The organism is Pseudomonas sp. NPDC087185 (assembly GCF_044744955.1).
GTDB lineage: Bacteria > Pseudomonadota > Gammaproteobacteria > Pseudomonadales > Pseudomonadaceae > Aquipseudomonas.
In genome coordinates, this window is the sequence record NZ_JBIUZK010000001.1 from 738,858 (window position 1) to 765,492 (window position 26,635).

Annotated in this window: 24 protein-coding genes; 13 read left to right on the forward strand and 11 right to left on the reverse strand. The window is 63.5% G+C overall.

Annotated features, from left to right (window positions below):
• Positions 1-222: 222 nt before the first annotated feature.
• The 6 genes from gcvH to ACIPIJ_RS03610 all read left to right on the forward strand — a co-directional run bounded on the left by gcvH (position 223) and on the right by ACIPIJ_RS03610 (position 7,284).
• Positions 223-606 carry a glycine cleavage system protein GcvH gene (gene gcvH / locus ACIPIJ_RS03585; protein ID WP_401072748.1) on the forward strand — a complete coding sequence of 128 codons (384 nt, stop codon included), beginning with the start codon at positions 223-225 and terminating at the stop codon, positions 604-606.
• A gap of 11 nt (positions 607-617) precedes the next feature.
• Entirely contained in the window at positions 618-3,473 is a 2,856-nt protein-coding gene (gcvP, locus tag ACIPIJ_RS03590; protein WP_401072750.1) for an aminomethyl-transferring glycine dehydrogenase, read from the forward strand.
• A 136-nt stretch (positions 3,474-3,609) separates the two neighbouring features.
• Positions 3,610-4,986, forward strand: coding sequence for an L-serine ammonia-lyase (locus ACIPIJ_RS03595; protein ID WP_401072752.1), 1,377 nt, complete (start codon positions 3,610-3,612; stop codon positions 4,984-4,986).
• A 27-nt stretch (positions 4,987-5,013) separates the two neighbouring features.
• Positions 5,014-6,135 (forward strand): glycine cleavage system aminomethyltransferase GcvT, encoded by a 1,122-nt coding sequence (gene gcvT, locus ACIPIJ_RS03600; RefSeq protein WP_401072754.1) that lies wholly within the window; start codon positions 5,014-5,016, stop codon positions 6,133-6,135.
• Positions 6,136-6,493: 358 nt separating this feature from the next.
• Complete coding sequence (locus ACIPIJ_RS03605; protein ID WP_028631500.1) at positions 6,494-6,706, forward strand: cold-shock protein; 213 nt, start codon at positions 6,494-6,496, stop codon at positions 6,704-6,706.
• Between the two features lie 89 nt (positions 6,707-6,795).
• Positions 6,796-7,284, forward strand: a complete 489-nt coding sequence (locus ACIPIJ_RS03610) for an RDD family protein (protein ID WP_401072756.1) — start codon at positions 6,796-6,798, stop codon at positions 7,282-7,284.
• 51 nt (positions 7,285-7,335) lie between these two features.
• Here the strand turns inward: ACIPIJ_RS03610 and lptG are convergent, their stop codons facing one another.
• Together lptG and lptF are read right to left on the reverse strand one after the other, a co-directional pair.
• Complete coding sequence (lptG, locus tag ACIPIJ_RS03615; RefSeq protein ID WP_401072758.1) at positions 7,336-8,397, reverse strand: LPS export ABC transporter permease LptG; 1,062 nt, start codon at positions 8,395-8,397, stop codon at positions 7,336-7,338.
• The gene (lptF, locus tag ACIPIJ_RS03620; RefSeq protein ID WP_400797256.1) at positions 8,390-9,505 is read right to left on the reverse strand and encodes an LPS export ABC transporter permease LptF; all 1,116 of its coding nucleotides are present in this window, start codon (positions 9,503-9,505) and stop codon (positions 8,390-8,392) included. Before lptF ends, lptG begins: the two co-directional genes overlap by 8 nt.
• A 289-nt stretch (positions 9,506-9,794) precedes the next feature.
• Here lptF and ACIPIJ_RS03625 point away from each other — a divergent pair, with 289 nt between their 5' ends.
• The 5 genes from ACIPIJ_RS03625 to rlmF all read left to right on the forward strand — a co-directional run bounded on the left by ACIPIJ_RS03625 (position 9,795) and on the right by rlmF (position 16,219).
• Complete coding sequence (locus ACIPIJ_RS03625) at positions 9,795-11,288, forward strand: leucyl aminopeptidase (protein WP_401072760.1); 1,494 nt, start codon at positions 9,795-9,797, stop codon at positions 11,286-11,288.
• Between the two features lie 49 nt (positions 11,289-11,337).
• Complete coding sequence (locus tag ACIPIJ_RS03630; protein WP_401072762.1) at positions 11,338-11,769, forward strand: DNA polymerase III subunit chi; 432 nt, start codon at positions 11,338-11,340, stop codon at positions 11,767-11,769.
• Positions 11,770-11,774: 5 nt separating this feature from the next.
• Positions 11,775-12,152, forward strand: coding sequence for a DNA polymerase III subunit chi (locus tag ACIPIJ_RS03635; protein ID WP_401072764.1), 378 nt, complete (start codon positions 11,775-11,777; stop codon positions 12,150-12,152).
• Positions 12,153-12,300: 148 nt separating this feature from the next.
• Positions 12,301-15,147, forward strand: coding sequence for a valine--tRNA ligase (locus tag ACIPIJ_RS03640; protein ID WP_401072766.1), 2,847 nt, complete (start codon positions 12,301-12,303; stop codon positions 15,145-15,147).
• A gap of 121 nt (positions 15,148-15,268) precedes the next feature.
• Positions 15,269-16,219: a 23S rRNA (adenine(1618)-N(6))-methyltransferase RlmF gene (gene rlmF / locus ACIPIJ_RS03645; RefSeq protein WP_401072768.1), complete on the forward strand. Its 951-nt coding sequence runs from the start codon at positions 15,269-15,271 to the stop codon at positions 16,217-16,219.
• Positions 16,220-16,269: 50 nt separating this feature from the next.
• Here rlmF and ACIPIJ_RS03650 read toward each other — a convergent pair whose 3' ends face one another.
• Positions 16,270-16,551 (reverse strand): HU family DNA-binding protein, encoded by a 282-nt coding sequence (locus ACIPIJ_RS03650; RefSeq protein WP_012316055.1) that lies wholly within the window; start codon positions 16,549-16,551, stop codon positions 16,270-16,272.
• A gap of 393 nt (positions 16,552-16,944) precedes the next feature.
• Between ACIPIJ_RS03650 and yejK the strand changes: the two genes are divergently transcribed.
• Positions 16,945-17,952 carry a nucleoid-associated protein YejK gene (gene yejK / locus ACIPIJ_RS03655; protein WP_401072770.1) on the forward strand — a complete coding sequence of 336 codons (1,008 nt, stop codon included), beginning with the start codon at positions 16,945-16,947 and terminating at the stop codon, positions 17,950-17,952.
• Here yejK and ACIPIJ_RS03660 read toward each other — a convergent pair whose 3' ends face one another.
• From ACIPIJ_RS03660 to ACIPIJ_RS03675, 4 genes are all read right to left on the reverse strand, one after another.
• On the reverse strand, positions 17,953-18,228 hold the full coding sequence (locus tag ACIPIJ_RS03660; protein ID WP_401072772.1) for a GIY-YIG nuclease family protein: 276 nt from the start codon (positions 18,226-18,228) through the stop codon (positions 17,953-17,955).
• A 38-nt stretch (positions 18,229-18,266) separates the two neighbouring features.
• Positions 18,267-18,737, reverse strand: coding sequence for a nuclear transport factor 2 family protein (locus tag ACIPIJ_RS03665; protein ID WP_401072774.1), 471 nt, complete (start codon positions 18,735-18,737; stop codon positions 18,267-18,269).
• 97 nt (positions 18,738-18,834) lie between these two features.
• Positions 18,835-20,115, reverse strand: coding sequence for a CynX/NimT family MFS transporter (locus ACIPIJ_RS03670; protein ID WP_401072776.1), 1,281 nt, complete (start codon positions 20,113-20,115; stop codon positions 18,835-18,837).
• Between the two features lie 13 nt (positions 20,116-20,128).
• Positions 20,129-20,779 (reverse strand): FadR/GntR family transcriptional regulator, encoded by a 651-nt coding sequence (locus ACIPIJ_RS03675; protein ID WP_401072778.1) that lies wholly within the window; start codon positions 20,777-20,779, stop codon positions 20,129-20,131.
• 140 nt (positions 20,780-20,919) lie between these two features.
• On the opposite strand from ACIPIJ_RS03675, the gene ACIPIJ_RS03680 reads away from it, so the two are divergent.
• Complete coding sequence (locus tag ACIPIJ_RS03680) at positions 20,920-22,098, forward strand: alkaline phosphatase family protein (protein WP_401072780.1); 1,179 nt, start codon at positions 20,920-20,922, stop codon at positions 22,096-22,098.
• Between the two features lie 33 nt (positions 22,099-22,131).
• Here the strand turns inward: ACIPIJ_RS03680 and hisC are convergent, their stop codons facing one another.
• From hisC to murA, 4 genes are all read right to left on the reverse strand, one after another.
• The gene (gene hisC / locus ACIPIJ_RS03685; protein WP_401072782.1) at positions 22,132-23,178 is read right to left on the reverse strand and encodes a histidinol-phosphate transaminase; all 1,047 of its coding nucleotides are present in this window, start codon (positions 23,176-23,178) and stop codon (positions 22,132-22,134) included.
• A 2-nt stretch (positions 23,179-23,180) separates the two neighbouring features.
• Positions 23,181-24,506 carry a histidinol dehydrogenase gene (gene hisD / locus ACIPIJ_RS03690; RefSeq protein ID WP_401072784.1) on the reverse strand — a complete coding sequence of 442 codons (1,326 nt, stop codon included), beginning with the start codon at positions 24,504-24,506 and terminating at the stop codon, positions 23,181-23,183.
• Between the two features lie 136 nt (positions 24,507-24,642).
• Entirely contained in the window at positions 24,643-25,278 is a 636-nt protein-coding gene (gene hisG / locus ACIPIJ_RS03695; protein WP_401072786.1) for an ATP phosphoribosyltransferase, read from the reverse strand.
• A 91-nt stretch (positions 25,279-25,369) separates the two neighbouring features.
• Complete coding sequence (murA, locus tag ACIPIJ_RS03700; RefSeq protein ID WP_401072788.1) at positions 25,370-26,635, reverse strand: UDP-N-acetylglucosamine 1-carboxyvinyltransferase; 1,266 nt, start codon at positions 26,633-26,635, stop codon at positions 25,370-25,372.

The window sequence follows — 26,635 nt, forward strand, 5'->3', positions numbered from 1 at the left end:
GCACGCCATAGCCTCCACGCAAGGGTTTGATCCTCAAACCCTTTTGCTCTCCCGCCAATCTGTAACGATATCATTCCAAAAAATCCGCAAAGCCGTTTTATAAATTTCTTAAGTTATTGATTTATAAGTTATTTCTTCTCATGGCCACATTCTTGCTTAGGGATATTTAACCCAAGAGCGCGGACACACCGCGCCCAACGCCCTGCTTCCCGAGGATTCCCCATGAGCGAGTTGCGTTTCACTGAAGATCACGAATGGCTGCGCGTCGAAGCCGACGGTAGCGTCACCGTAGGCATCACCGCCTACGCCCAGAACGCCCTCGGCGATGTGGTCTACGTGCAACTGCCGGAGCTGCAGCACTACGAAAAAGGTGCCGAAGCCTCCACCGTCGAATCGGTCAAGGCCGCCAGCGGCGTCTACATGCCCCTGAGCGGTGAAGTGGTTGCCGTGAACGAAGGCCTGAACGACAGCCCGGAACTGGTCAACGAAGACCCGCTGGGCGAAGGCTGGTTCTTCCGCTTCACCCCGGCGGACATGAACGAAGTAGCGGCCCTGCTCGACCAGGACGCCTACGACCGCCTGATCAAAGCCAACGACGACGCCTGAGGAATCCGCCCATGACCATCAACCTCAGCACCGCCAACGAATTCATCGCCCGCCACATCGGCCCACGCGCCGCTGACGAGCAGGCCATGCTAGCCACCCTGGGCTTCGACTCACTGGAGGCGATGACCGCCGCCGTCATCCCCGACACCATCAAGGGCACCAGCGTACTGGGCTCGGAAGACGGCCAAAGCGAAGCCGATGCCCTCGCCGCACTGAAGGCCATCGCCAGCCGCAACCAGCTGTTCAAGAACTACATCGGCCAGGGCTACTACAACACCCACACCCCGGCACCGATCCTGCGCAACCTGCTGGAAAACCCGGCCTGGTACACCGCCTACACCCCTTATCAGCCTGAGATTTCCCAGGGCCGCCTGGAAGCGCTGCTGAACTTCCAGACCCTGATCAGCGACCTGACCGGCCTGCCGATCGCCAACGCCTCCCTGCTCGACGAAGCCACTGCCGCAGCCGAGGCCATGACCTTCTGCAAGCGCCTGTCGAAGAACAAGGCCAGCCACGCCTTCTTCGCCTCCGTGCACTGCCACCCGCAGACCCTCGACGTACTGCGCACCCGTGCCGAGCCGCTGGGCATCGAGATCGTGGTCGGCGACGAGCGTGAGCTGGGCGATGTCAGCGCCTTCTTCGGTGCGCTGCTGCAATACCCGGCCAGCAATGGCGAGGTGTTCGATTACCGCGAGCTGGTGCAGCGCCTGCACGGCGCCAACGCCCTGGTGGCGGTTGCTGCCGACCTGCTGGCCCTGACCCTGCTGACCCCGCCGGGCGAGTTCGAGGCCGATGTAGCCATCGGTAGCGCTCAGCGCTTTGGCGTGCCACTGGGCTTCGGTGGCCCGCACGCGGCCTACTTCGCCACCCGTGATGCATACAAGCGCGACATGCCAGGGCGCCTGGTCGGCGTGTCGATCGACCGCTTCGGCAAGACAGCCCTGCGCCTGGCCATGCAGACCCGCGAACAGCACATCCGCCGCGAGAAGGCCACCAGCAACATCTGCACCGCCCAGGTGCTGCTGGCCAACATCGCCAGCATGTTCGCCGTTTACCACGGCCCGGCAGGCCTCAAGCGCATCGCCGAACGCACCCACGCGCTGACCGCAGTTCTCGCCGCTGGCCTGAAAGCTCTGGGGCTGGAAGTGGTTGGCGAAACCGCCTTCGACACCCTGACGCTGGCCACCGGCAGCGCCACTGCAGCCCTGCACGACAAGGCCCGCGCGCAACGTATCAACCTGCGCCAGATCGATGCCGGCCATCTGGGCCTGTCGCTCGACGAGACCAGCACCCAGGCTGACGTCGAGGCGCTGTGGCAGCTGTTCGGTGGCGCACAAGCGCAACCGGACTTCGCCGCCCTGGCCGCCAGCACCGGCTCGCGCCTGCCAGCCGCCCTGCTGCGCCAGTCGGCCATCCTCGAACACCCGGTGTTCAACCGCTACCACAGTGAAACCGAGCTGATGCGCTACCTGCGCCGCCTGGCCGACAAGGACCTGGCGCTGGACCGCAGCATGATCCCGCTGGGCTCGTGCACCATGAAGCTCAACGCCGCCAGCGAAATGATCCCGGTCACCTGGGCCGAGTTCGGCAACCTGCACCCGTTCGCCCCGGCCGAGCAAAGCCAGGGCTACCAGCAGATGACCACCGAGCTGGAAGCCATGCTCTGCGCCGCCACCGGCTACGACGCCGTGTCGCTGCAACCCAACGCCGGCTCCCAGGGCGAGTACGCAGGCCTCTTGGCCATCCGCGCCTACCACCGCAGCCGCGGCGACAGCCACCGCGACATCTGCTTGATCCCCTCCTCGGCCCACGGCACCAACCCGGCGACCGCGCACATGGCCGGCATGCGCGTGGTGGTCACCGCCTGTGACGCACGTGGCAACGTCGATGTCGAAGACCTGCGCGCCAAGGCCATCGAACACCGCGAACGCCTGGCCGCGATCATGATCACCTACCCGTCGACCCACGGCGTGTTCGAGGAAGCGATCGGCGAGATCTGCGCGATCATCCACGACAACGGTGGCCAGGTGTATATCGACGGCGCCAACATGAACGCCATGGTCGGCCTGTGCGCCCCGGGCAAGTTCGGCGGCGACGTTTCCCACCTTAACCTGCACAAGACCTTCTGCATCCCGCACGGCGGTGGCGGCCCGGGCGTCGGCCCGATCGGCGTCAAGTCGCACCTGGCGCCGTTCCTGCCGGGCCACGCACAGCTGGAGAACCGCGAAGGCGCCGTGTGCGCTGCGCCGTTCGGCAGCGCCAGCATCCTGCCGATCACCTGGATGTACATCCGCATGATGGGCGGTGCTGGCCTTAAGCGCGCGTCGCAGATGGCGATCCTCAATGCCAACTACATCGCCCGTCGCCTCGAAGAGCACTATCCTGTTCTGTATACGGGCGGCAATGGGCTGGTCGCCCACGAGTGCATCCTCGACCTGCGCCCACTCAAGGACACCAGCGGCATCAGTGTCGACGACGTGGCCAAGCGCCTGATCGACTTCGGTTTCCACGCCCCGACCATGTCCTTCCCGGTGGCCGGCACGCTGATGATCGAACCGACCGAAAGCGAGGCCAAGGAAGAGCTGGACCGCTTCTGCGACGCGATGATCCAGATCCGCGACGAGATCCGCGCCGTGGAGACCGGCAGCCTGGACAAGGACGACAACCCGCTGAAGAACGCCCCGCACACTGCGGCCGAGCTGGTTGGCGAGTGGGCCCATGGCTACAGCCGCGAGCAGGCGGTGTACCCGCTGGCGAGCCTGGTGGAAAGCAAGTACTGGCCGCCTGTAGGTCGGGTCGACAACGTGTTTGGTGACCGCAACTTGGTGTGCGCCTGCCCGTCCATCGAGAGCTATCAGGACGCCTGATAGCTCTCAAGAGCAGCTCGTTCCCTGTGGGAGCGGGCTTGCCCGCGAACGCGATAGTGACTTCGCTGCCGCTTTCGCGGGCAAGCCCGCTCCCACAGGTTCACCGTCAAGCTGACGAACCTGGCAGGAGGTCACCATGTCCCTGAGCGTCTTCGACCTGTTCAAGATCGGCATCGGCCCCTCCAGTTCCCACACGGTCGGCCCGATGCGCGCCGCCGCGCGTTTTGCTGAAGGCCTGCGCCGCGACGGCCTGCTGGCCAGCACTGCCAGCGTCAAGGCCGAGCTGTATGGCTCGTTGGGCGCCACCGGCAAGGGCCACGGCAGTGACAAGGCGGTGTTGCTCGGCCTTGAAGGCGAGCACCCCGACACCGTCGATACCGAATCCATCCCCGCCCGACTGCAGGCGATCCGTAGCAGCGGCCACCTGCGCCTGCTGGGCGAACACGACATCGCCTTCATCGAAAAGCAGCACCTGGCGATGATCCGCAAACCGCTGGCCTACCACCCCAACGGCATGATCTTCCGCGCCTTCGATGCTGCCGGATTGCAAATCCGCAGCCGCGAGTACTACTCGGTCGGCGGCGGTTTCGTGGTTGACGAAGAGGCTGCCGGCAAGGACCGTATCGTCGAAGACAGCACCGCGCTGGCTTACCCGTTCACCACCGCAAAGGCTCTGCTTGCGCATTGCACTGCGCAACACCTGTCGGTAAGCCAGGTGATGCTGGCCAACGAGGCGGCCTGGCGCCCGGAAGCCGAGACCCGCGCGGGCCTGCTGCGCATCTGGCAGGTCATGCAGGATTGCGTCGAGGCCGGCTACCGGCATGAGGGCATCCTACCCGGCGGGCTCAAGGTCAAGCGCCGCGCGCCGGCCCTGTACCGCCAACTCAGCCAGCACCCGGAAGCCAACCTGCGCGATGCGCTGTCGGTGCTCGACTGGGTCAACCTGTATGCCTTGGCGGTGAACGAGGAAAACGCCTACGGCGGGCGCGTGGTCACCGCCCCGACCAATGGGGCGGCGGGCATCGTCCCGGCAGTGCTGCACTACTACATGCGCTTCGTCCCGGGTGCCAGTGAGGACGGCGTGGTGCGCTTTCTGCTTACCGCTGCGGCCATCGGCATCTTGTACAAGGAAAACGCCTCGATTTCCGGGGCCGAGGTCGGCTGCCAGGGCGAGGTCGGCGTGGCCTGCTCGATGGCCGCCGGGGCTTTGTGCGAAGTGATGGGCGGCAGCGTCCAGCAAGTGGAAAACGCCGCTGAAATTGGCATGGAACACAACCTGGGCCTGACCTGCGACCCGATTGGTGGGCTGGTCCAGGTGCCCTGCATCGAGCGCAACGCCATGGGCTCGGTGAAAGCCATCAATGCGGTACGCATGGCCCTGCGCGGCGATGGGCAGCACTACGTGTCGCTCGACAAGGTCATCCGCACCATGCGCCAGACCGGCGCCGACATGAAAAGCAAATACAAGGAGACCGCCCGCGGCGGTCTGGCCGTCAACATCATCGAATGTTGACCCGACACTAAACCTGAGGAGTCACCGATGTCCGAAACACTGCACAAGACCCCGCTGCACGCCCTGCACCTGGAACTGGGCGCGCGCATGGTGCCATTCGCCGGCTTCGACATGCCGGTGCAGTACCCGCTGGGCGTGCTCAAGGAACACCTGCACACCCGTGAGCAAGCCGGCCTGTTCGATGTCTCGCACATGGGCCAGATCATCCTGCGCGGCAAGGACGCAGCCCTGGCCCTGGAAAGCCTGGTGCCGGTGGATATCGTCGACCTGCCGGTGGGCCTGCAGCGCTATGCCATGTTCACCAACGAGCAAGGCGGTATCCTCGACGACCTGATGGTCGCCAACCTGGGTGACGACACGCTGTTCCTGGTGGTCAACGCCGCCTGCAAGGACCAGGACCTGGCTCACCTGCAGCAGCACATCGGTGCCCGTTGCGAGATCCAGCCACTGTTCGAGGAGCGTGCCCTGCTCGCCCTGCAAGGCCCGGCTGCGGTCAAGGTGCTGGAGCGCCTGGCCCCGGAAGTGGCCGGCATGACCTTCATGCAGTTCCGCCCGGTAAACCTGCTAGGTAAAGATTGCTTCGTCAGCCGTTCGGGCTACACCGGCGAGGACGGTTACGAAATCTCGGTACCGGCCAATGCCGCCGAAGCCCTGGCCCGCCGTCTGTTGGCCGAGCCTGAAGTGCAGCCGATCGGCCTGGGTGCGCGCGATTCGCTGCGCCTGGAAGCCGGCCTGTGCCTGTATGGCCATGACATGGATACCGCCACCACGCCGATCGAGGCCAGCCTGCTATGGGCCGTGTCCAAGGTGCGCCGTGCCGACGGCGCTCGCGCTGGCGGCTTCCCCGGTGCCGAGGCGATTTTTGCCCAGCAGCAAGCCGGTGTAGCGCGCAAACGTGTAGGCCTGCTGCCACAAGAGCGTACGCCAGTACGTGAAGGGGCAGAGATCGTCGATGCGTCGGACAAGACGGTGGGTAAAGTCTGCAGCGGTGGCTTCGGCCCAACACTTGGCGCGCCCGTTGCCATGGGTTATGTCGATATCGAACATGGCGCGCTGGATACGCCACTGTTTGCACTCGTGCGCGGCAAGAAGGTCGCATTGAAAGTCAGCAAAATGCCTTTCGTGGCGCAACGTTACTACCGCGGTTGAACGCTTAACATGAGGTTGTCGGGCAGGTTCCTCTTATTCGTTTTCGAACCTGCCCAATAACTTTTGAACATGGCGCCAGGCCAGGCGCCATGCCGTTTCCGGGGAGTTGTTCGGTAATCGAAAAAAGCCCGATTTTCCAGTCGACCAAGGGCTTGTTTTTTTCTTGAGAGTTGGCGTAGAGTCACTGCACTGTGTTTGCATGGGTCGCAACAGTTCGTGACCTGGGCCAGTAGCCGCGATCCGCTACAACCCGTTCGACGTGACTTACTTTCCTGCAACCCAGCCCAGTAATCTTTCGCTTACAAACAAGTGCGAAAGAAACTGTCATTAAAATTTAAGCTTCATAGGAAATAAGACAATGGCTGAGCGTCAGAACGGTACCGTCAAGTGGTTCAATGACGAGAAAGGTTACGGCTTCATCACCCCAGAAAGCGGTGCTGATCTGTTCGTGCACTTCCGTGCTATCGAAGGTAACGGCTTCAAGAGCCTGAAAGAAGGCCAGAAGGTCTCCTTCGAAGCAGTCCAGGGCCAAAAAGGCCTGCAGGCTGACAAGGTTCAAGTCCTCGGCTAAGCCGCACGACTTCGAAGAAAGCCCCTGCCCTGTGCAGGGGCTTTTTTTTGCCCGTAGAATACCCGCTTCGCCATTCGGAGCCGTCCTGCATGTCCAAGCCTCTGCTTTCACCCCAGGGTGATTTCCCACCGGTCGGCCTTGGCCGGCGCCTGGCGGCGATGTTCTACGACTTTCTGCTGTGCACGGCGCTGTTGATCGTTACCGCTGGCGCCTACAAGCTGATCCAGATGGCAATCATCGGCGAAGCGCGCATGCGTGAATTGACCGAGGCCGGCGCACTGGATGGCGACCCGCTGCTGTCCACTGTCCTGCTGTTTACCTTGTTCGGCTTCTTTGCCAAGTTCTGGACCCACGGCGGGCAGACACTGGGCATGCAGGTGTGGGGCGTGCGTGTGCAAAACGCCGATGGCAGTGCAATCAGCCTGTGGCAGGCGCTGTTGCGCTTTGTGGTGTCGGTCGCTTCGTGGCTGTGCCTGGGTTTGGGGTTCTTCTGGTCGTTGATCGACAAGCGCAAGCGCGGCTGGCATGACATCTACTCGGAAACGCAACTGGTGCGGCTGCCGAAGCAAAAAAAATGACACCCACAAAAAAGCCGACCTCAGGGTCGGCTTCTTGTAACAGTCAGGCCATCATCCCGCTCGGCGTAGCAACCAGATACCTGCCAGGGCGCACACACCCGCCGGGATCACTACCGCCAACAGGGGCGGGAAGCCGAACACCTGGCTCGAAGGGCCAAGCAGGTCGCCTGCGATGCGGAACACGAAGCCCACCAGCACGCCGGTGAACACACGCTGGCCGAGCGTTACCGAACGCAGCGGGCCGAAGATGAAGGAAATCGCCATCAGCACCAACGCTGCAGTCACCGCCGGCTGCAGGACCTTGGTCCAGAATGCCAGCCAGTAACGGGCATTGTTCAGGCCCTGGTCGGACAGGTAGTGGATGTAGTCCCACAGGCCGGTGATCGACAGCGACTCCGGCGCCAGCACCACGGTATTGAGCAGCTGCGGGGTTACCGAGACATCCCACTGCTCTTCCGTGCTCTTGACCACTTCGGTGTGGTCGCCACGGAAGTAGGTGGTGCTGACATCACTGAGCACCCAGTGATCGTTCTGGTAGCGCGCCCGGCGGGCGAAGCTCGACGTGACGATCTTGCGTTCGTCATCGAAGCGGTAGCGGGTCACACCCAGCAGCAGGCCGTTGGGCTGCACCGAGTTGATGTGCACGAATTCCTCGCCCTGGCGGTGCCACATGCCGCGCTTGGAGCTTTGCGCCTCGCCACCACCTTGGGCCAGGGAACGGTCGGCCTGAGCCTTGTTCTCGCTGACCGGGGCCACGTATTCACCGATCAGCAGGCCGACCAGCATCAGCACCAGCATCGGCTTCATCACCGCCCAGACGATGCGGCCAATGGAGACGCCGGCGGCGCGCATGATGGTCAGTTCACTGCTGCTGGCCAGGCTGCCCAGGCCGATCAGGCAGCCGATCAAGGCGGCCATTGGCAACATGTCATACAGCCGACGCGGTGCGGTGAGCAGCGTGAACCAGCCGGCATCCAGCACGGTGTAGGTGTCGCTCAGGTCGCTCATTTCATCAATGAAGGCAAAGAGCGAAGCCAGGCCGAGAATGATGCCCAGCACGGCCAGGATGGCCAGCAGCACGCTCATGCCGATGTAACGGTCGAGTTTAGCCATGGGCCACCTCCGCACGACGGGCGGCGCGCTTGAGGCGCAGCGGCTCCCAGTACATCAGCCCGAGGCCGATGAGCAGGAACAGGCCATGGACCCACCACATGCCCAGGGCGATCGGCAGCTTGCCTTTCTCCAGGGCGCCACGTACGGAAATCAGCATCGTCAGGTAGGCCATGTACAGAAGAATCGCCGGCAGCAGCTTGAGGAAGCGCCCCTGGCGTGGGTTGACCCTGGCCAGCGGCACCGCCAGCAAGGTCACGATGAACACCAGGATCGGCAACGAGATGCGCCATTGCAGCTCGGCACGCTCGCGCAGGCCGTCCTGGCCAATCAGTTGCGAGGTCGGAATGGCTTCGCGCTCGGTCACTTCCTCACTGACTTCCGGCTTGGGCAGCAGCACGCCGTAGGTGTCGTACTTGATCGCGCGGTAGTCCGCCTGGCCAGGGTTGCCGTCATAGCGGTAGCCGTTCTGCAGCACCAGGTAGCGGTTGCCGTCGGCCTGCACTTCCTGGTGACCCTTTTCGGCGACCAGCACGGACGGTGCACGGTCCTTGGTCTTGTCCTGGTTGAAGCGCTTCTCGGAAATGAACACACCGGTGAGGTTGCTGCGGTCATCGGTCAGCTCCTCGGTGTAGGTCACCCGCGAGCCGTCGCGCAGGGTCTGGAAGCGGCCCGGCACCAGGGTGTCGAACTCGGTCAGGGCATCCTGCTGGCCAATGATCTGCTGCACCTGGGCAACGCCCAGGGGCGCCAGGCTCAGGCTCAGCCAGGCCACCAGCAGCGCGACCAGCGCCGCGGGGGCCATGGTCATGCCGAGCAGGCGTTGCTGGCTCATGCCGGTGGCGGAGAGCACGGTCATTTCGCTTTCCAGATACAACCGGCCGTAGGCCAGCAGGATCCCGAGGAACAGCCCCAATGGGAGGATAAGTTGCAAGAAACCAGGCAGGCGGAAGCCCATGATCAGGAACAGCACGCTCGGGTCGAGCACGCCCTGAGCCGCCTGGGCCAGGTACTTGATGAAGCGCCCACTCATGATGATCACCAGCAGCACGGCGCTGACGGCGCTCAAGGTCACCAGGACCTCGCGGGACAAATAACGAAAGACGATCAAACCAGACACTCCTGGGTTGTCAGGGGCGGACTGCCAAACAAAGGCTTACGACAGCCAAGACCAATGCCGGTTCGCCAGGGGCGAACCTCCATGAAAAGTGCGCGCATTATCCTGTGATTGACCGCGCCTGTCACTTGGCCACGCATGAACGCTGACAACGGGGTTGTCAGCACGCTTGCCGGAGGCTCAAACTGGCAGCTTTTCCACTGGTACGCGACCACGCGGCCAGGCCCGCCCAGAGCGCGAGATTTCAAAGCGCCAACTGCACAGATCATTCGGGGACCCTGACATGGAACTGGTTGTAAAAAGCGTAGCTGCTGCATCGGTAAAAACCGCCACCCTGGTCGTACCGGTTGGTGAAGGGCGCAAGCTCGGCGCCGTTGCCAAGGCTGTCGACCAGGCTACAGACGGTGCGATCAGCGCCGTGCTCAAGCGTGGCGACCTGGCCGGCAAGCCTGGCCAGACCCTGCTGCTGCACAGCCTGCAGGGCCTCAAGGCCGAGCGCGTGCTGCTGGTGGGCAGCGGCAAGGATGAAGCACTCGGCGACCGCGCCTGGCGTAAACTGGTGGTCAGCGTTGCCGGTGTACTGAAAGGCCTCAACGGCGGCGACGCAGTACTGGCGCTGGACGATATCGCCGTCAACAACCGTGATGCCCATTACGGCAAATACCGCCTGCTGGCCGAAACCCTGCTCGACGGCGAATACGTGTTCGACCGGTTCAAGAGCCAGAAAGCCGAGCCGCGCGCCCTGAAAAAGGTCACCCTGCTGGCTGAAAAAGCCGGCCTGGCCGAGGTCGAACGTGCGGTCAAGCATGCCAGCGCCATTGCTACCGGCATGGCCTTCACCCGCGACCTGGGCAACCTGCCCCCTAACCTGTGCCACCCAAGCTTCCTCGCCGACCAGGCCAAGGAGCTGGGCAAGGCCCACAAAGGTCTGAAGGTCGAAGTGCTGGACGACAAGAAGATCAAGGACCTGGGCATGGGCGCGTTCTACGCCGTGGGCCAGGGCAGCGACCAGCCGCCACGGCTGATCGTGCTCAACTACCAGGGCGGCAAGAAGGCCGAAAAGCCCTTCGTGCTGGTGGGCAAGGGCATCACCTTCGACACCGGCGGCATCAGCCTCAAGCCTGGCGCCGGCATGGATGAAATGAAATACGACATGTGCGGCGCTGCCAGCGTGTTCGGTACCCTGCGCGCAGTCCTCGAACTGCAGCTGCCAATCAACCTGGTCTGCCTGCTGGCCTGCGCCGAAAACATGCCGAGCGGCGGCGCCACCCGCCCAGGCGACATCGTCACGACCATGAGCGGGCAGACCGTCGAAATCCTCAACACCGACGCCGAAGGCCGCCTGGTGCTGTGCGATACCTTGACCTACGCCGAGCGTTTCAAGCCGCAGGCTGTCATCGACATCGCCACCCTGACCGGCGCCTGCATCGTCGCGCTGGGCAGCCACACCTCGGGCCTGATGGGCAACAACGACGACATGGTGAGCCAACTGCTCGACGCCGGCAAACGCGCCGACGACCGTGCCTGGCAACTGCCGCTGTTCGACGAATACCAGGAACAGCTGGACAGCCCGTTCGCCGACATGGGCAACATCGGCGGCCCGAAAGCCGGCACCATCACGGCAGGCTGCTTCCTGTCGCGCTTTGCCAAGGCTTACAACTGGGCGCACCTGGACATCGCCGGCACCGCCTGGATCAGCGGCGGCAAGGACAAGGGCGCCACGGGGCGCCCGGTGCCACTGCTGACCCAGTACCTGCTCGACCGCGCCAGCGTCTGATGCCAAGAGACCGGTGGCGCCCCGGCGCCACCGGTCGGCAGAGCCAACCATGAGCAAAGTCGATTTCTACATTCTGCCCACCGACTCGCTGTCGGCGCGGCTGGATTTCGCCTGCAAGCTGTGCGAAAAGGCCTGGCGCCTCGGCCACCGGGTCTACCTGCACTGCCAGGACGCCGAGCAACGCAGCGAGCTAAACCTGCGCCTGTGGCGCTTCAAGGGCGAAGCCTTTGTGCCGCATGACCTGGCCGAGTTGCATGCTGATTCCCAGGTTGCGCTAGGCCTGGGCGCCGAGAGTGCCGGCGCACACCGTGACCTGCTGATCAACCTGGGCGCCGATGTGCCGGGGTTTGTCGGGCAGTTCGAGCGGGTGGCCGAGATCGTTGTCGAAGAGGCCACCATCCGCCAATCCGCTCGCGAGCGATTCCGTTTCTACCGCGAACAGGGCTATGCTCTGCAAGACCACCGCTTACAGCGACTTTAACGACGATGGACAAGCCTTCCGCCCTACCCGATTCCGCCCATCTGCTCGACGACCTGGAGTCCATTCGCCAGCTGTTGGGCGATGCCGACCTGCAGCCGCCGCTGCTCACCGAGACGGTGGAACAGATTCCGCTGTTGCTCGACACCCCGGCCGGCTATGCCGCACCCGCGCCTGAGCCGGTTGCCACGCCCGCCGCCGCAGAACCCGAAGAAGACCCGCAAACCCGCCGCCAGGACACCCTGCTGCACCTGGAAGCCGAGCTGCGCGCTGCGGCGCAGCTGATCATGCAGGACGTGATCAACGACTTCACCCCGCATATCGAGACCGAGATCAAGCGCAGGCTCGATGCGCGTATCGAGCGGTTGATCAAGCGTTCCGAGTAGGCCAGTGTTCTTGCGGCGCCCTGTTCGCGGGTTTACCCGCGAACAGGGCGCCGCCGCTCCAACAGATGTCAGCCGCGTGTCGCCTCAAACCCCCACCTTGGTTATACTTCCCGGCTTTCCCGAATAAATGCACAGGGTCCCGCCGCGCATGGATAAGACCTACCAGCCGCACGCCATCGAAACTTCCTGGTACAACACCTGGGAGTCCGAGAACTATTTCGCTCCACAAGGTGCAGGCGAGTCCTACACCATCATGATCCCGCCACCGAACGTGACGGGCAGCCTGCACATGGGCCACGGTTTCAACAACGCGATCATGGACGCCCTGATCCGTTTCCGTCGCATGCAAGGCCGCGACACCCTGTGGCAGCCCGGTACCGACCACGCCGGTATCGCCACCCAGATGCTGGTCGAGCGCCAGCTCGAGGCCAAAGGCCAGAACCGTCACGACCTCGGCCGTGAAGCCTTCCTGGACAAGGTCTGGGAGTGGAAGGAGCAATCCGGCGGCAACATCAGCCGTCAGATCCGTCGCCTGGGCTCGTCGGTGGACTGGAGCCGCGAACGCTTTACCATGGACGACGGCCTGTCCGATGCGGTCAAGGAAGCCTTCGTGCGCCTGCATGAAGACGGCCTGATCTACCGCGGTAAGCGCCTGGTCAACTGGGACACCAAGCTGCACACGGCCATCTCCGACCTCGAAGTGGAAAACCACGACGAGAAGGGCCACCTGTGGAACCTGCGCTACCCACTCGCCGACGGCGCCAAGACCGCCGATGGCAAGGACTACCTGGTGGTCGCCACCACCCGTCCGGAAACCCTGCTGGGTGACGCCGCCGTTGCCGTCAACCCGAACGACGAGCGCTACCAGGCGTTGATCGGCAAGTTCGTGGAACTGCCACTGGTCGGCCGACTGATCCCGATCATCGCCGATGATTACTGCGACCCTGAGTTCGGCACCGGCTGCGTCAAGATCACCCCGGCGCACGACTTCAACGACTATGAAGTCGGCAAGCGCCACAACCTGCCGCTGCTGAACATCTTCGACAAGAACGCGCTGGTGCTGCCCGCCGCCCAGGCCTTCAACCTCGACGGCAGCGTCAACGAGCAGGCCGACACCCGCCTGCCCGCCCAGTACGCCGGCCTTGACCGTTTCGTCGCGCGCAAGCAGATCGTCGCCGACCTGGACGCCCAGGGCCTGCTGGTCAGCATCGACGACCACGCGCTGAAAGTGCCAAAAGGCGACCGCTCCGGCACCATCATCGAGCCGTGGCTGACCGACCAGTGGTACGTGTCCACCAAGCCGCTGGCAGAACCTGCCATTGCTGCCGTGGAAGACGGTCGCATCCAGTTCGTGCCCAAGCAGTACGAAAACATGTACTTCTCGTGGATGCGTGACATCCAGGACTGGTGCATCAGCCGTCAGCTGTGGTGGGGCCACCGCATCCCGGCGTGGTACGACGAGGCCGGCCAGGTCTATGTCGGCCGCGACGAAGCCGAAGTACGTGCCAAGCACAACCTCGGCGCCGACGTGGCACTGCGCCAGGACGACGACGTGCTCGACACCTGGTTCAGCTCGGGGCTGTGGACCTTCTCCACCCTCGGCTGGCCGGAGCAGACCGAATTCCTCAAGAAATTCCACTCCACCGACGTGCTGGTGACGGGCTTCGACATCATCTTCTTCTGGGTTGCCCGGATGATCATGCTGACCATGCACCTGATCAAGAACGAGGATGGCACCCCGCAGGTCCCGTTCAAGACCGTGTACGTGCACGGCCTGGTGCGTGATGGCCAGGGCCAGAAGATGTCCAAGTCCAAGGGCAACGTGCTGGACCCGCTGGACATCGTCGACGGCATCACCCTGGACGCCCTGCTGGAAAAACGCACCAGCGGCATGATGCAGCCAAAGCTTGCAGAGAAGATCGCCAAGCAGACCAAGGCCGAGTTCCCGGAAGGCATCGCCAGCTACGGTACCGACGCCCTGCGCTTCACCTTCTGCTCGCTGGCCTCCACCGGCCGTGACATCAAGTTCGACATGGGCCGTGTCGAAGGCTACCGCAACTTCTGCAACAAGATCTGGAACGCCGCCCGCTACGTGCTGGACAAGGGCGAAGACTGCGGCCAGAACGGCGAAGCCTACGAGCTGTCGCTGGCCGACCGCTGGATCATCTCGCAGTTGCAGCGTACCGAAGCCGAAGTGACCCGCCAGCTCGAACAGTTCCGCTTCGACCTGGCCAGCCAGGCTCTGTACGAGTTCATCTGGAACCAGTACTGCGACTGGTACCTGGAGCTGTCCAAGCCGGTATTGTGGGACGAGAACGCCCCGGTCGAGCGCGCCCGCGGCACCCGTCGCACCCTGGTGCGCGTGCTGGAAGTGGCGCTGCGTCTGGCCCATCCGTTCATGCCGTTCATCACTGAAGAAATCTGGCAGCGCATCGCGCCGCTGGCCGGCATCGACGGCAAGACCATCATGCTGCAGCCGTGGCCGGTGGCCGTTGAGGCCCGCATCGACGCCGCCGCCGAAGGCGACATCGAGTGGCTCAAGGAGCTGATGGTTGGCCTGCGCAACATTCGCGCCGAAATGAACATCGGCCCAGGCAAGCCGCTGCCGCTGTTCCTGAAGAACGCCAACGCCGACGATCAGCGTCGCCTGCAGGAAAACGAAGCCCTGCTGAAGAAGCTGGCCAAAGTCGAGTCGTTCACCGTACTGGGCGAAACGGACGAAGCCCCGCTGTCGGCGACCGCTCTGGTTGGCGACCTGCAGGTGCTGGTGCCGATGGCCGGCCTGATCGACAAGGACGCCGAACTGGCTCGCCTGAACAAGGAAATCCAGCGCCTGCAAGGTGAAGTGCAACGCGTCGGCGGCAAGCTGTCCAACGCAGCCTTCGTCGACAAGGCGCCGCCTGCGGTGATCGAGAAGGAGCGCGCCAAGCTGGCCGAGTCCGAGCAGGCCCTGGCCAACTTCACCGAGCAGCATGCGCGGATTGCGGCGCTGTAATCTAAAGTGAAGCCACAGCGGGCTGCCCTGCAGCCCAATCGCCGGCAAGCCGGCTCCCGCAGGTACCGCGCCGTACCTGTAGGAGCCGGCTTGCCGGCGATGCTTTTTCAGGACCTGAACAATGACCCAGAAACCCACCCTGCACCCGCGCAACCGCCACCAGGGCCGCTACGACTTCCCCAGCCTGATCAAGGCCCACCCTGACCTGGCCCGGTTCACCATCACCAACCCCCACGGCAAGCCCAGCATCGATTTCGCCAACCCCGAAGCTGTTCGGGTGTTCAACCGTGCGCTGCTCAAGGCCCAGTACGGCATCCAGCATTGGGACATTCCCGCCGACTACCTGTGCCCGCCCATCCCCGGCCGCGCCGATTACCTGCATGTTGCCGCCGACCTGCTGGCCGAGGACAACGCCGGTGAGGTGCCCAGGGGCGCCCAGGTACGCGCCCTGGACATCGGCGTGGGCGCCAACTGCATCTACCCACTGCTCGGCCACAGCGACTACCGCTGGCGCTTCTTAGGGTCGGACATAGACCCGGTCGCACTGGCTTCGGCCAAAGCGATCGTCCAGGCCAACGGCCTGGGTAAAAGCATCGGCCTGCGCCAGCAAGGCAACCCCAAGCATATCCTCAGCGGCCTGCTGCAGGCGGACGAGCGCTTCGACCTGACCCTGTGCAACCCGCCCTTCCATGCCTCACGCGAGGAAGCCACCCGTGGCAGCCAGCGCAAGTGGAAGAACCTCGGCAAGCAGGACCCCAAGCGCAAGCTGCCAGTGCTCAACTTCGGCGGGCAAAATAACGAGCTATGGTGCGAAGGTGGCGAGATCCGCTTCGTCAGCCAACTGGTCGGCGAAAGCGTGCAGTACGCGCAGCAGGTGCTGTGGTTTACCAGCCTGGTATCCAAGGCCAGCAACCTGCCCGGTATCGAAGCCGCGCTGAAAAAAGCCGACGCCAAGGCCGTGCGCATCATCGAGATGGGCCAGGGGCAGAAGCAGAGCCGCATGGTCGCCTGGAGCTTCATTGATGCTGCCGCGCGCCAAGCCTGGCACGCCGGGCGTAAATCGCAGGCATGAAAAAACCGCGCCCGGGCAAGCCGGGCGCGGTTTCGTCAAAGCGTCAACAATTACTTGTTGATGGCGTCGGTCAGCGACTTGGCTGGGACGAACTTGACGACTTTCTTGGCAGCGATTTCGATGGCAGCGCCAGTCGAAGGGTTGCGGCCGGTACGGGCAGGACGCTCGGAGACTTTCAGCTTGCCGATGCCTGGCAGGGTGATTTCAGCGCCGTTTTCCAGTTGGTCGGCAACGATCTGGCCCAGTTGCTCCAGAGCGTTTTTGGCGGTGGCTTTCGGCTGAGCGATCGACTCGGCGATATCGGCAATCAGTTGGTCTTTGGTCAATGCCATGGTGGTGTTCCTTCCCTATCAAATTCAGTGGTTATGCAGCGTTCTACGACGTTATCGGGCCAGCCCCTGAATTCTGGAGGGCCGCGCCAATCCGGCATGTAGATGCGCAAATCGGCGTTTGGTTCGACACGGCGCAAGCACGCTGCCAGCAATGCGCCACCCGAGGTGCGCAAGACCGCGCAAAGCTACCACAGGAATGGATAAATATCCGCTGCCCGCTTCAATTTAGTGCAGGTTTTTCGGGGGTTTTAGCCGAAAACGCAAAAAATTGAACAAAAAATCAACAACCGGCATTTCTGCCAACATCCGGCCACTGCATCACCTGTTGTCTAGGTTAAACTTGACGACTTTTGCAGCGCGGCGCCTGGCCGCCCCCGACTCACCGAGAATTCCATGCCAATCCGTCATTGCATCGTTCACCTGATCGACAAGAAGCCCGATGGCAGCCCCGCCGTGCTCCATGCACGGGATACCGAGCTGGGCGCATCGGATGCTATCGAAAACCTGCTCGCCGACCTCAACGACAGCTACAACGCCAAGCAAGGCAAAGCCTGGGGCTTCTTCCACGGCGAATCCGGCGCCTACCCGCTGAGCGGCTGGCTGAAGCAGTACCTGGAAGACGAGAAGGACTTCGCCGCCTTCAGCCGGGTGGCCGTCGAGCACCTGCAGAAGCTGATGGAAGAATCCAACCTCTCCACTGGCGGCCACATCCTGTTCGCCCACTACCAGCAAGGCATGACCGACTACCTGGCCATCGCCCTGCTGCACCACAGTGAAGGCGTGGCGGTGAACGCCGAACTGGACGTGACCCCGTCGCGCCACCTGGACCTTGGCCAGCTGCACCTGGCGGCGCGCATCAACCTGTCGGAGTGGAAGAACAACCAGAACTCCAAGCAGTACATCTCGTTCATCAAGGGCAAGAACGGCAAGAAGGTCTCGGACTACTTCCGTGATTTCATCGGCTGCCAGGAAGGCGTCGACGGGCCGGGCGAAACCCGCACCCTGCTCAAGGCCTTCAGCGATTTCGTCGAAAGCGAGGACCTGCCCGAGGAAGCTGCCCGCGAGAAGACCCAGACCCTGGTCGACTACGCCACCACCCAGACCAAACTGGGTGAGCCGGTGGCTCTCGATGAGCTGTCCAGCCTGATCGACGAAGACCGCCCCAAGGCCTTCTACGACCACATCCGCAACAAGGACTATGGCCTGTCGCCGGAGATCCCGGCGGACAAGCGCACCCTCAACCAGTTCCGGCGCTTCACCGGGCGTGCCGAAGGCCTGTCGATCAGCTTCGAGGCGCACCTGCTGGGGGACAAGGTGGAGTACGACGAGGTGGCCGGTACCCTGATCATCAAGGGCCTGCCGACGCAGCTGGTGGATCAGCTCAAGCGCCGCAAGGACTGATCAGCTGCTGGCATAGGAGGCCACCAGCGCCTCCTTGGCCGACTTGCGCAATTTTTTCACCAGGCGCTCCTGGCGCAACGCCTCGCCCTTGTCCGGCCACTGTTCGACATATACCAGTGCCTGCGCCGGGCTGGTCTTGAAGTAGCGGGCCCCCTGCCCCTTCTGATGTGCGATGAAACGCCGCTGCGGGTCGTCACTGATGCCGCAGTACAGCGAACCATTGGCGGCACGCACCAGGTACACGTACCACGGCTTGGTTTCGGCTACTTCGTTCACGATGCGTCTGGCTGACCGGAAACCGACAGCTTAACCGCTCAGCGCCCCTGCTGGAACGCACGCAGCCCCTTGAACGCCTGCTGGCTTACCTTGTTCTGCAACATCGGCGACCAACCCAGCAGTACGCCCGGCATGCCCAACGCCTGCCGCGCCCAGCGCCACAGGTCGAAGCTGTCGTCATGCTGGCAGATCAACCCGTCGCGGATGACAAAGCGCGCCTGGATATCATTGACCACCACGCGCCCCGTCTGGCTGAACAGATAGGTCGCCACCCAATGCGCGCCGGCGCCGCGCTCGTCCGCGCGGACCTGGTCGAAGGTCAGGGAGAAATCCTTGGCGCGGGTGGTGAGCATGCGCCACATGTCGCCCGCATCACGGCCACGCAGGGTGCCGAACACCGGGTCGCTGAAGACGATGTCGTCGCTGTAACAGGCCACCATCGCCTCGGCGTCCAGCCGCTGGAAGGCCTGGTAGAAGCGGGTGATCAGGTCGCGGTTGGCATCGCTCATGGGGCAGGTCCGTCCAGGGAATCGAAAGCTGCACGATAATCCGTGGAACGCCCCAATGCCATGCCCATTAGCGCCATGAATACTTGCTGGATCAGCTTCAGGCCTTCTCGCTGCTCACCTGCACGTGCAGCGCCCGCCCGGCACCAAGCCCGAACACGATGGCACCCACGCCCAGTACGGCGAAAATCCAGCCCACCGCTGCCCAACCACCAGTCAAGTCATGCACCAACCCCACCGCAAACGGCCCCATGGACGCGAGGGTGTAACCCACGCCCTGCGCCATGCTCGACAGGTTGGCCGCCACATGGGCATCCTTCGAACGCAACACGATCAGCGTCAGCGCCAGGGCAAACGTCCCGCCCTGCCCCAACCCCAGCAGCACCGCCCACCCCCATAGCCCGGAAAGCGGCGCATACAGGCATCCGAACAGGCCGGCCAGGGTGATCAGCATGACCACCACGATCGCCAACCGTTGATCCTTGCCGCGAGTCGCCAGCCAGGGCGCGCTGAGCGAGCTGACCAACTGCACGATCACCGAGCCGGACAGCACCAGCCCCGCTTCGGTCGGGCTCAGGCCACGGCCGATGAGTATCGACGGCAACCAGCCAAACACGATATACGCCAGCGACGACTGCAACCCCATGTACAGGGTCACCTGCCAGGCCAGCGGATCACGCCACAACCCACGCACCCGGTAAGCCACTTTGTGCAGACCATGGCCCTGGCGCGCCTGCGGTAGCCACACCAGCATCGCCAGCAGCGCCGGGATCATCCAGAAGCCCAGGCCCAGGGCCCAACTGCCATCGAAGCGTTCGGTCAACGGCACCGTGGCACCTGCTGCCATGGCGGCGCCCAGGCACAGGGCCATGGTGTAGACGCCGGTCAAGGTGCCGGCGTGTTTGGGGAAGTCACGCTTGACGATGCCCGGCAACAGCACGCCGATGATGCCAATGCTGGCACCGGCCATCACACTCCCAAGAAACACCCCGACCTCGCCGAACGCGCTGCGCACCACGATACCCAGCGCCAGGGCCAGCAGAATGCCGAGGATCACCCGCTCACTGCCAAAACGCCGCGCGAGGACCGGCGCCAGCGGCGCGAACAGGCCCAGGCACAACACCGGCAGAGTCGTCAGCAGCCCCGCCTGCGACGCACTCAGGCCCAGCCCTTCACTGACTAGGCCGAGCACCGGGGCCATGCTCGACAGCGCCGGGCGCAGGTTCAGCGCCACCAGCACCAAGCCCAGCAACAGCAGCCAGGGCCGCTTCAGCAGCACAGGTGAGTGCTGCACCTGCGCATCGTCGGCTTCGGCATCGATCAGCAGTTCATCGAGCTCGCGCTTGCGCGCGGGTGTTTCGCGGGTCATTGGTTCGGCCATGGCCTTCTCGTTCTCAGGATTCGATGAGGGTCCGGCTCAAGCGCTTGGCCTGCTCCGGATCACGTTGTTCGATGGCGTCGAGGATCTGCCCGTGCAGGTCAAAGGTCGCCTGGCAGCGCGGCACGCTGGTCATGTTGTGCTGCAGCGCGGCAGCCACTACACCCGAGAAATAGCGGTACAGCTCACTCAAGGCAGGGTTGTGAGCGGCGTCGATCAGGCGCTGGTGAAACACCATGTCGCAGCAGACATAAGCATCGACATCACCATGGAAATGTTCCGCGCTTCCCGCCAGCGCCGCGCGCAGGCCTTGCAGGTCGGCATCGGTGCGCCGCAGCGCGGCCAGGCCGATTGCCTCGGTTTCAAGGATGTGCCGCGTCTCGCGCGCCTGCTCCAGCGTACAGCGGGACATCGCCTGCACGGCCTGGAGCGGGTCCTGGCAGGTACGCAGGTAGCTGCCGTCGCCCTGACGGATTTCCACCAGGCCGCTGAAGGCCAGCACGCGCATCGCTTCGCGCACGGTATTGCGGCTGATGCCAAGTTCCAGGGCCAGTTCGGGCTCTGTCGGCATACGCTGCCCAACCTGCCAGTCGCCTTGAAGGATGCGTTCACGCATACGCTCCACGGCGAGTTCGACCAAAGATCGCTTGGTCAATTCGCTGCTCATGTCTACTCAACCAATCATCCGATGAATTGGCACAGCTTAAAGGAGCATAGCTCGCAGATCAAATCACCTGGCATTTCTATCAGTTGTGCACGCGCCCCCTTGCTGCAACGCTTTGAGCTCTCCCTGAAGGACGTGAAACAATGTCATTTTCCAGGCTGCTCCTGCTGCTCTGCCTACTGTTGGCGGGTTGCGACCCGACACCGCAGCCCTTGCAGCCCAAGACATTGATCGTAGGCATGGATGGCGTTCAGTTGAGCGAATACGAAAAGCTGCAGGACTCCAACCTCAAGACCGAGCTCCTGTATGGCAAGGCCTACACCGGTGGGATAACCGGCAGGGCAAGTGAACAGGAGACGGTCAGCGGGCCTGGATGGATGACGATGCTGACGGGCGTATGGGCCAACAAGCACGGGGTTACCTCCAACGCGCTGTCACTTCGCGTAGACCCGGCCTTCCCCAGCCTGTTCAAACGCCTGCGCCAGGCAATGCCAAATGCCTACCTCTCAAGCGTGGTGCACTGGTCACCGATCAACACCGCATTCCTGCTGGAGGATGCCCAGGGCAACAACGTGCGCGAAAGCGGCTTGTCCGATGAGCAAGTCACCGTGCGCACCCTGCAGATTCTCAGTAGCTCGCCTGCCGACTTCACCTTCATTCAACTGGACGAGCCCGACGCCGTCGGCCATGCCAGCGGCTTTGGCGCCGCCTATCAGCAAGCCCTGCGTGATGTCGACGCGCGCTTGGGACGCCTGCTGGACAAGGTTAAAGAGCGCCGCGCGCAGAATCCGCAAGAAAACTGGCTGGTGATCGTCAGCACCGACCATGGCCGTGACATACGAGGTGTGGGGCACGGCGGCACATCCGAACAGGAAAAGACCCTCTTCATCGCCAGCAACCAGGCATTGAACGAAGAGCTGACGCAACCGAGCATTCCCGAAGACAACCCTGGCCCTAACAACCTGTACAGCTTCGCGGCCCAGGCTTCGATAGCACCCACCGTGCTGCGCCACATGGGCGTGGCGTTGCGGCCTGAATGGCGATTGGACGGCACACCGCTGTTGGGCGATACGGGCGTGCGTAAGGTCCGCGCCGATGAGGCCAACGCTCGGTTGCTGTGGAACAGCGCTGCACAGGGGAGCGTGAGCATTCACAGGAACGGGCAGGTGATGGCGAACGTGCCGGCTTATGTGCAGGCGTGGACCGACCCGCAAGGCATGCTGCAGGCCAATGACTATGTGCTGGTGCTCGATGAGACGCCCGTAGCAGTGCGCAACCTGCCGGCTCGCAAGCCGCGGGTCATCGCAGAAGGCAGCGACTGAACATAGGGGCCGCTGTGCGGCCCCTGTTGGACATCAGCCCAATGCGTCGATCAGCGCCTGGTTCATGTCCGGCGTGCCGATGGTGATGCGCAGGAACTGGGCGATACGTTGCTGCTTGAAGTGGCGCACGATCACGCCCTGTTCGCGCAGCCGCGCAGCCAATTGCGCCGCATCTTCCTGCGGATGGCGGGCGAAGATGAAGTTGGCGGCCGAGGGCAGCACTTCGAAACCCTTGGCGGTCAGCTGCTCGACCAACGCCTCGCGGCTGTCGATCACCTTGCGGCAGGTCTCTTCGAAGTAGGCCTGGTCTTCGAAAGCCACCGCCGCGCCGACGATCGCCATGCGGTCCAGTGGGTAGGAGTTGAAGCTGTTCTTGATCCGCTCCAGCGCTTCGATCAGGTCCGGGTGACCGACCGCCAGGCCAACCCGCAGGCCCGCCAGCGAGCGCGACTTGGACAAGGTCTGGGTCACTAGCAGGTTGTCGTAGCGGCCCACCAGGCTGATCGCCGTCTCACCGCCAAAGTCGATGTAGGCTTCATCCACTACCACCACCGAGTCGCGGTTGGCTTGCAGCAGCTGCTCGATCGCCTGCAGCGGCAACAGGCAGCCCGTCGGCGCATTGGGGTTGGGGAAGATGATCCCGGCGTTGGGCTTGGCGTAGTCCTCGACGCGGATCTGGAACTGCTCGTCCAGCGCCACCTGCTCGAATGGAATGCCGTACAGGCCGCAGTACACCGGGTAGAAGCTGTAGCTGACATCCGGGAACAGCAGCGGGCCGCCGTGCTGGAACAGGCCGTGGAAGATGTGCGCCAGCACTTCGTCCGAACCGTTGCCGACGAATACCTGGCCTGGGGTTACACCGTAGTACTCAGCCACTGCCTGCTTGAGCCGGTCGGCATTCGGGTCCGGGTACAGCCGCAGGTTGTCGTTGAGTTCACCGCGCATGGCCTCCAGCGCCTTGGGCGACGGGCCATAGGGGTTCTCGTTGGTGTTCAGCTTGACCAGCCGCGCCAGCTTGGGCTGCTCACCCGGCACATAAGGCACCAGGTCCTTGACGAAGGGGCTCCAGAATCGACTCATGCTCAGTTCCCCTTGTCTTGGGTCAGGATACGGTATTCGGCGCTGCGGGCGTGGGCGGTCAGCGATTCGCCACGGGCCAGCACCGAGGCGGTGTGGCCCAGCTCGGATGCGCCCTGCTCGGAGCAGAAAATGATCGACGAACGCTTCTGGAAGTCATACACCCCCAGTGGCGACGAAAAGCGTGCGGTACCGGAGGTCGGCAGCACGTGGTTGGGGCCGGCGCAATAATCGCCAAGCGCTTCACTGGTGTGGCGGCCCATGAAGATCGCGCCGGCATGGCGGATCTGCGGCAGCCAGGCCTGCGGGTCGGCGACCGACAGCTCAAGGTGCTCAGGGGCAATGCGGTTGGCCACCTCGATGGCTTGCTGCATGTCGCGCACCTGGATTAGCGCGCCACGGCCGTTGATGGATTTTTCGATGATCTCGGCACGCTCCATGGTCGGCATCAGCTTGTCGATGCTGGCGGCGACGCGGTCGAGGAACTCGGCATCCGGGCTGACCAGGATGGCCTGCGCATCTTCGTCGTGCTCGGCCTGTGAGAACAGGTCCATGGCGATCCAGTCTGGATCGGTCTGGCCGTCGCACACCACGAGGATTTCCGACGGGCCGGCGATCATGTCGATACCGACCTGGCCGAACACGTGGCGTTTGGCGGTGGCCACATAGATGTTGCCCGGGCCGACGATCTTGTCGACCTGCGGCACGCTTTCGGTGCCATAGGCCAGGGCCGCGACGGCCTGCGCGCCCCCCACGGTGAACACGCGGTCGACACCGGCGATGCAGGCTGCAGCCAGGACCAGTTCGTTGACCTCACCGCGCGGGGTCGGCACAACCATGACCACTTCGGTCACACCCGCGACCTTGGCCGGGATGGCGTTCATCAGCACCGAAGACGGGTAGGACGCCTTGCCGCCCGGCACATACAAGCCAGCACGGTCCAGCGGGGTGACCTTCTGGCCCAGCACAGTGCCGTCGGCCTCGGTGTACTGCCAGGAGTCCTGCTTCTGCCGCTCGTGGTAGATGCGCACACGCTCGGCGGCCTTTTCCAGGGCGGCACGCTGGGTGTCGGTGATCCGCGTCAGGGCCAATTCCAGGCGCTCACGGCCGAGAATCAGGTCCTCGATGGAGGTGGCGTCGACGCCATCGAAACGCTGGGTGAACTCCACCAGCGCCGCATCGCCGCGCTCGCGCACGGCCTTGATGATGTCGAGTACGCGCTGGTTGACCGCATCATCGGACACACTTTCCCAGCTCAGCAGATGATCCAGATGTCGGGCGAAATCCGGATCAGCGGCGTTGAGACGGGCAATTGCAGTGGACACGGTCATGGCGAGGGCCTCGATTATTAGCGAATGCTCAGGCGCCCTAGGCTACCAGTCCATCCGCGCGGGCACCCGAGAAAAGTGGCTATGACGCGGATAGACGGGCGCGACAGCGAAGGCCGCGCGCAGGAGGTAGAGAGTCTTAGCCGCGGTGTCGCGATTCGACAGCACCGCGCAGGGTGTCGATCAGGCTCTGGATGCGCGCGTGCTGCATCTTCATCGAAGCCTTGTTGACCACCAGGCGCGAGCTGATCGTGGCGATCAGGTCCTGGGGCTCCAGGCCGTTGGCGCGCAGGGTGTTGCCGGTGTCGACCACGTCGATGATCTTGTCGGCGAGGTTGATCAGGGGCGCCAGCTCCATCGAGCCGTAGAGCTTGATGATATCGACCTGGCGGCCCTGCTCGGCGTAATAACGCTTGGCTACGTTGACGAACTTGGTGGCCACACGCAGGCGGCCCTTGGGCTCGGGCGCACCGGTGACACCTGCGGTCATCAGCTTGCACTGGGCAATCTGCAGGTCCAGTGGCTCGTACAGGCCCTGGCCGCCGTACTCCATCAGCACGTCCTTGCCCGCCACACCGAGGTCGGCGGCACCATGTTCGACATAGGTCGGCACGTCGGTGGCACGCACGATCAGCAGGCGCACATCGTCCTGCGTGGTGGGGATGATCAGCTTGCGGCTCTTGTCCGGATTCTCGGTCGGCACGATGCCGGCCTCGGCCAGCAATGGCAGGGTATCGTCGAGGATGCGGCCTTTGGAAAGCGCGATGGTCAACATTGGAACGTCGGTCCTTAAGCGGCTACTGCCGGCCGGGCCTGGGCCCGACCGCATTCAATTCGTGAGGCGCGTCCCTGCGCCATGCAGACTCTTAGCCCGGTACGCGACGGATTTTCGCGCCGAGCATCTGCAGTTTCTCTTCGATGCACTCGTAACCACGGTCGATGTGGTAGATGCGATCGATCAGGGTATCGCCTTCGGCAACCAGCGCCGACAGCACCAGGCTGGCGGACGCACGCAGGTCGGTGGCCATGACCGGGGCACCCTTGAGCGCTGGCACGCCCGTGACGATGGCCGTGTTGCCCTCGACCTGAATCTGCGCGCCCATGCGGTGCATTTCGTACACGTGCATGAAGCGGTTTTCGAAGATCGTCTCGATCACGGCGCCAGTGCCTTCGGCAATGGCGTTGAGCGAAATGAACTGCGCCTGCATGTCGGTCGGGAACGCCGGGTACGGGGCGGTACGCAGGTTGACGGCTTTCGGCCGCTTGCCATGCATGTCCAGCTCGATCCAGTCTTCACCGGTGGTCAGGTCAGCACCCGCTTCCTTGAGCTTTTCCAGCACGGCTTCAAGGATGGTCGGGTCGGTGTCCTTGACCTTGACGCGGCCACCGGTCACGGCAGCGGCGACCAGGTAGGTACCGGTCTCGATACGGTCGGGCATGACGCGGTAGGTGGCCGAGTGCAGGCGCTCGACGCCATCGATGGTGATGGTGTCGGTACCGGCACCTTGAACCTTGCCGCCCATGGCGTTGATGAAGTTGGCCAGGTCGACCACTTCGGGCTCACGCGCGGCGTTCTGCAGCACACTGCGGCCCTTGGCCAGGGCAGCGGCCATCATGATGTTCTCGGTACCGGTCACACTGACGGTATCGAAGAAGAAATGCGCCCCACGCAGGCCGCCTTCCGGGGCCTTGGCCTTGATGTAACCGCCTTCGACTTCGATCTTCGCACCCATGGCCTCGAGGCCACGGATGTGCAGGTCGACAGGGCGCGAACCAATGGCGCAACCGCCTGGCAGGGCCACTTCTGCCTCACCGAAACGGGCAACCATCGGGCCAAGCACCAGAATCGAGGCGCGCATGGTCTTGACCAGCTCGTACGGTGCAACCAGGGTCTTGATGGTGCGCGGGTCGATTTCCACCGCCAGCTTTTCGTCGATCACAGGCTCGATGCCCATGCGCCCGAACAGCTCGATCATGGTGGTGATGTCGTGCAGGTGTGGCAGGTTACCCACGGTGACCGGGCCGTCGGCCAGCAGGGTCGCCGCCAGAATCGGCAGGGCTGCGTTCTTCGCGCCCGAAATGCGGATCTCGCCGTCAAGGCGCGCGCCGCCAGTAATAATCAGTTTGTCCAT

What these genes read in the sequence shown, in the direction of transcription:
- hisC (WP_401072782.1), bottom strand. Translation starts at nt 23,178, where the DNA reads ATGAGTCGATTCTGGAGCCCCTTCGTCAAGGACCTGGTGCCTTATGTG.
- rlmF (WP_401072768.1), top strand. Translation starts at nt 15,269, where the DNA reads ATGACCCAGAAACCCACCCTGCACCCGCGCAACCGCCACCAGGGCCGC.
- gcvP (WP_401072750.1), top strand. Translation starts at nt 618, where the DNA reads ATGACCATCAACCTCAGCACCGCCAACGAATTCATCGCCCGCCACATC.
- hisD (WP_401072784.1), bottom strand. Translation starts at nt 24,506, where the DNA reads ATGACCGTGTCCACTGCAATTGCCCGTCTCAACGCCGCTGATCCGGAT.
- gcvH (WP_401072748.1), top strand. Translation starts at nt 223, where the DNA reads ATGAGCGAGTTGCGTTTCACTGAAGATCACGAATGGCTGCGCGTCGAA.
- ACIPIJ_RS03635 (WP_401072764.1), top strand. Translation starts at nt 11,775, where the DNA reads ATGGACAAGCCTTCCGCCCTACCCGATTCCGCCCATCTGCTCGACGAC.
- gcvT (WP_401072754.1), top strand. Translation starts at nt 5,014, where the DNA reads ATGTCCGAAACACTGCACAAGACCCCGCTGCACGCCCTGCACCTGGAA.
- hisG (WP_401072786.1), bottom strand. Translation starts at nt 25,278, where the DNA reads ATGTTGACCATCGCGCTTTCCAAAGGCCGCATCCTCGACGATACCCTG.
- yejK (WP_401072770.1), top strand. Translation starts at nt 16,945, where the DNA reads ATGCCAATCCGTCATTGCATCGTTCACCTGATCGACAAGAAGCCCGAT.
- ACIPIJ_RS03630 (WP_401072762.1), top strand. Translation starts at nt 11,338, where the DNA reads ATGAGCAAAGTCGATTTCTACATTCTGCCCACCGACTCGCTGTCGGCG.
- ACIPIJ_RS03625 (WP_401072760.1), top strand. Translation starts at nt 9,795, where the DNA reads ATGGAACTGGTTGTAAAAAGCGTAGCTGCTGCATCGGTAAAAACCGCC.
- ACIPIJ_RS03605 (WP_028631500.1), top strand. Translation starts at nt 6,494, where the DNA reads ATGGCTGAGCGTCAGAACGGTACCGTCAAGTGGTTCAATGACGAGAAA.
- ACIPIJ_RS03680 (WP_401072780.1), top strand. Translation starts at nt 20,920, where the DNA reads ATGTCATTTTCCAGGCTGCTCCTGCTGCTCTGCCTACTGTTGGCGGGT.
- ACIPIJ_RS03610 (WP_401072756.1), top strand. Translation starts at nt 6,796, where the DNA reads ATGTCCAAGCCTCTGCTTTCACCCCAGGGTGATTTCCCACCGGTCGGC.
- ACIPIJ_RS03670 (WP_401072776.1), bottom strand. Translation starts at nt 20,115, where the DNA reads ATGGCCGAACCAATGACCCGCGAAACACCCGCGCGCAAGCGCGAGCTC.
- ACIPIJ_RS03640 (WP_401072766.1), top strand. Translation starts at nt 12,301, where the DNA reads ATGGATAAGACCTACCAGCCGCACGCCATCGAAACTTCCTGGTACAAC.
- ACIPIJ_RS03595 (WP_401072752.1), top strand. Translation starts at nt 3,610, where the DNA reads ATGTCCCTGAGCGTCTTCGACCTGTTCAAGATCGGCATCGGCCCCTCC.
- ACIPIJ_RS03665 (WP_401072774.1), bottom strand. Translation starts at nt 18,737, where the DNA reads ATGAGCGATGCCAACCGCGACCTGATCACCCGCTTCTACCAGGCCTTC.
- lptG (WP_401072758.1), bottom strand. Translation starts at nt 8,397, where the DNA reads ATGGCTAAACTCGACCGTTACATCGGCATGAGCGTGCTGCTGGCCATC.
- ACIPIJ_RS03675 (WP_401072778.1), bottom strand. Translation starts at nt 20,779, where the DNA reads ATGAGCAGCGAATTGACCAAGCGATCTTTGGTCGAACTCGCCGTGGAG.
- ACIPIJ_RS03650 (WP_012316055.1), bottom strand. Translation starts at nt 16,551, where the DNA reads ATGGCATTGACCAAAGACCAACTGATTGCCGATATCGCCGAGTCGATC.
- murA (WP_401072788.1), bottom strand. Translation starts at nt 26,635, where the DNA reads ATGGACAAACTGATTATTACTGGCGGCGCGCGCCTTGACGGCGAGATC.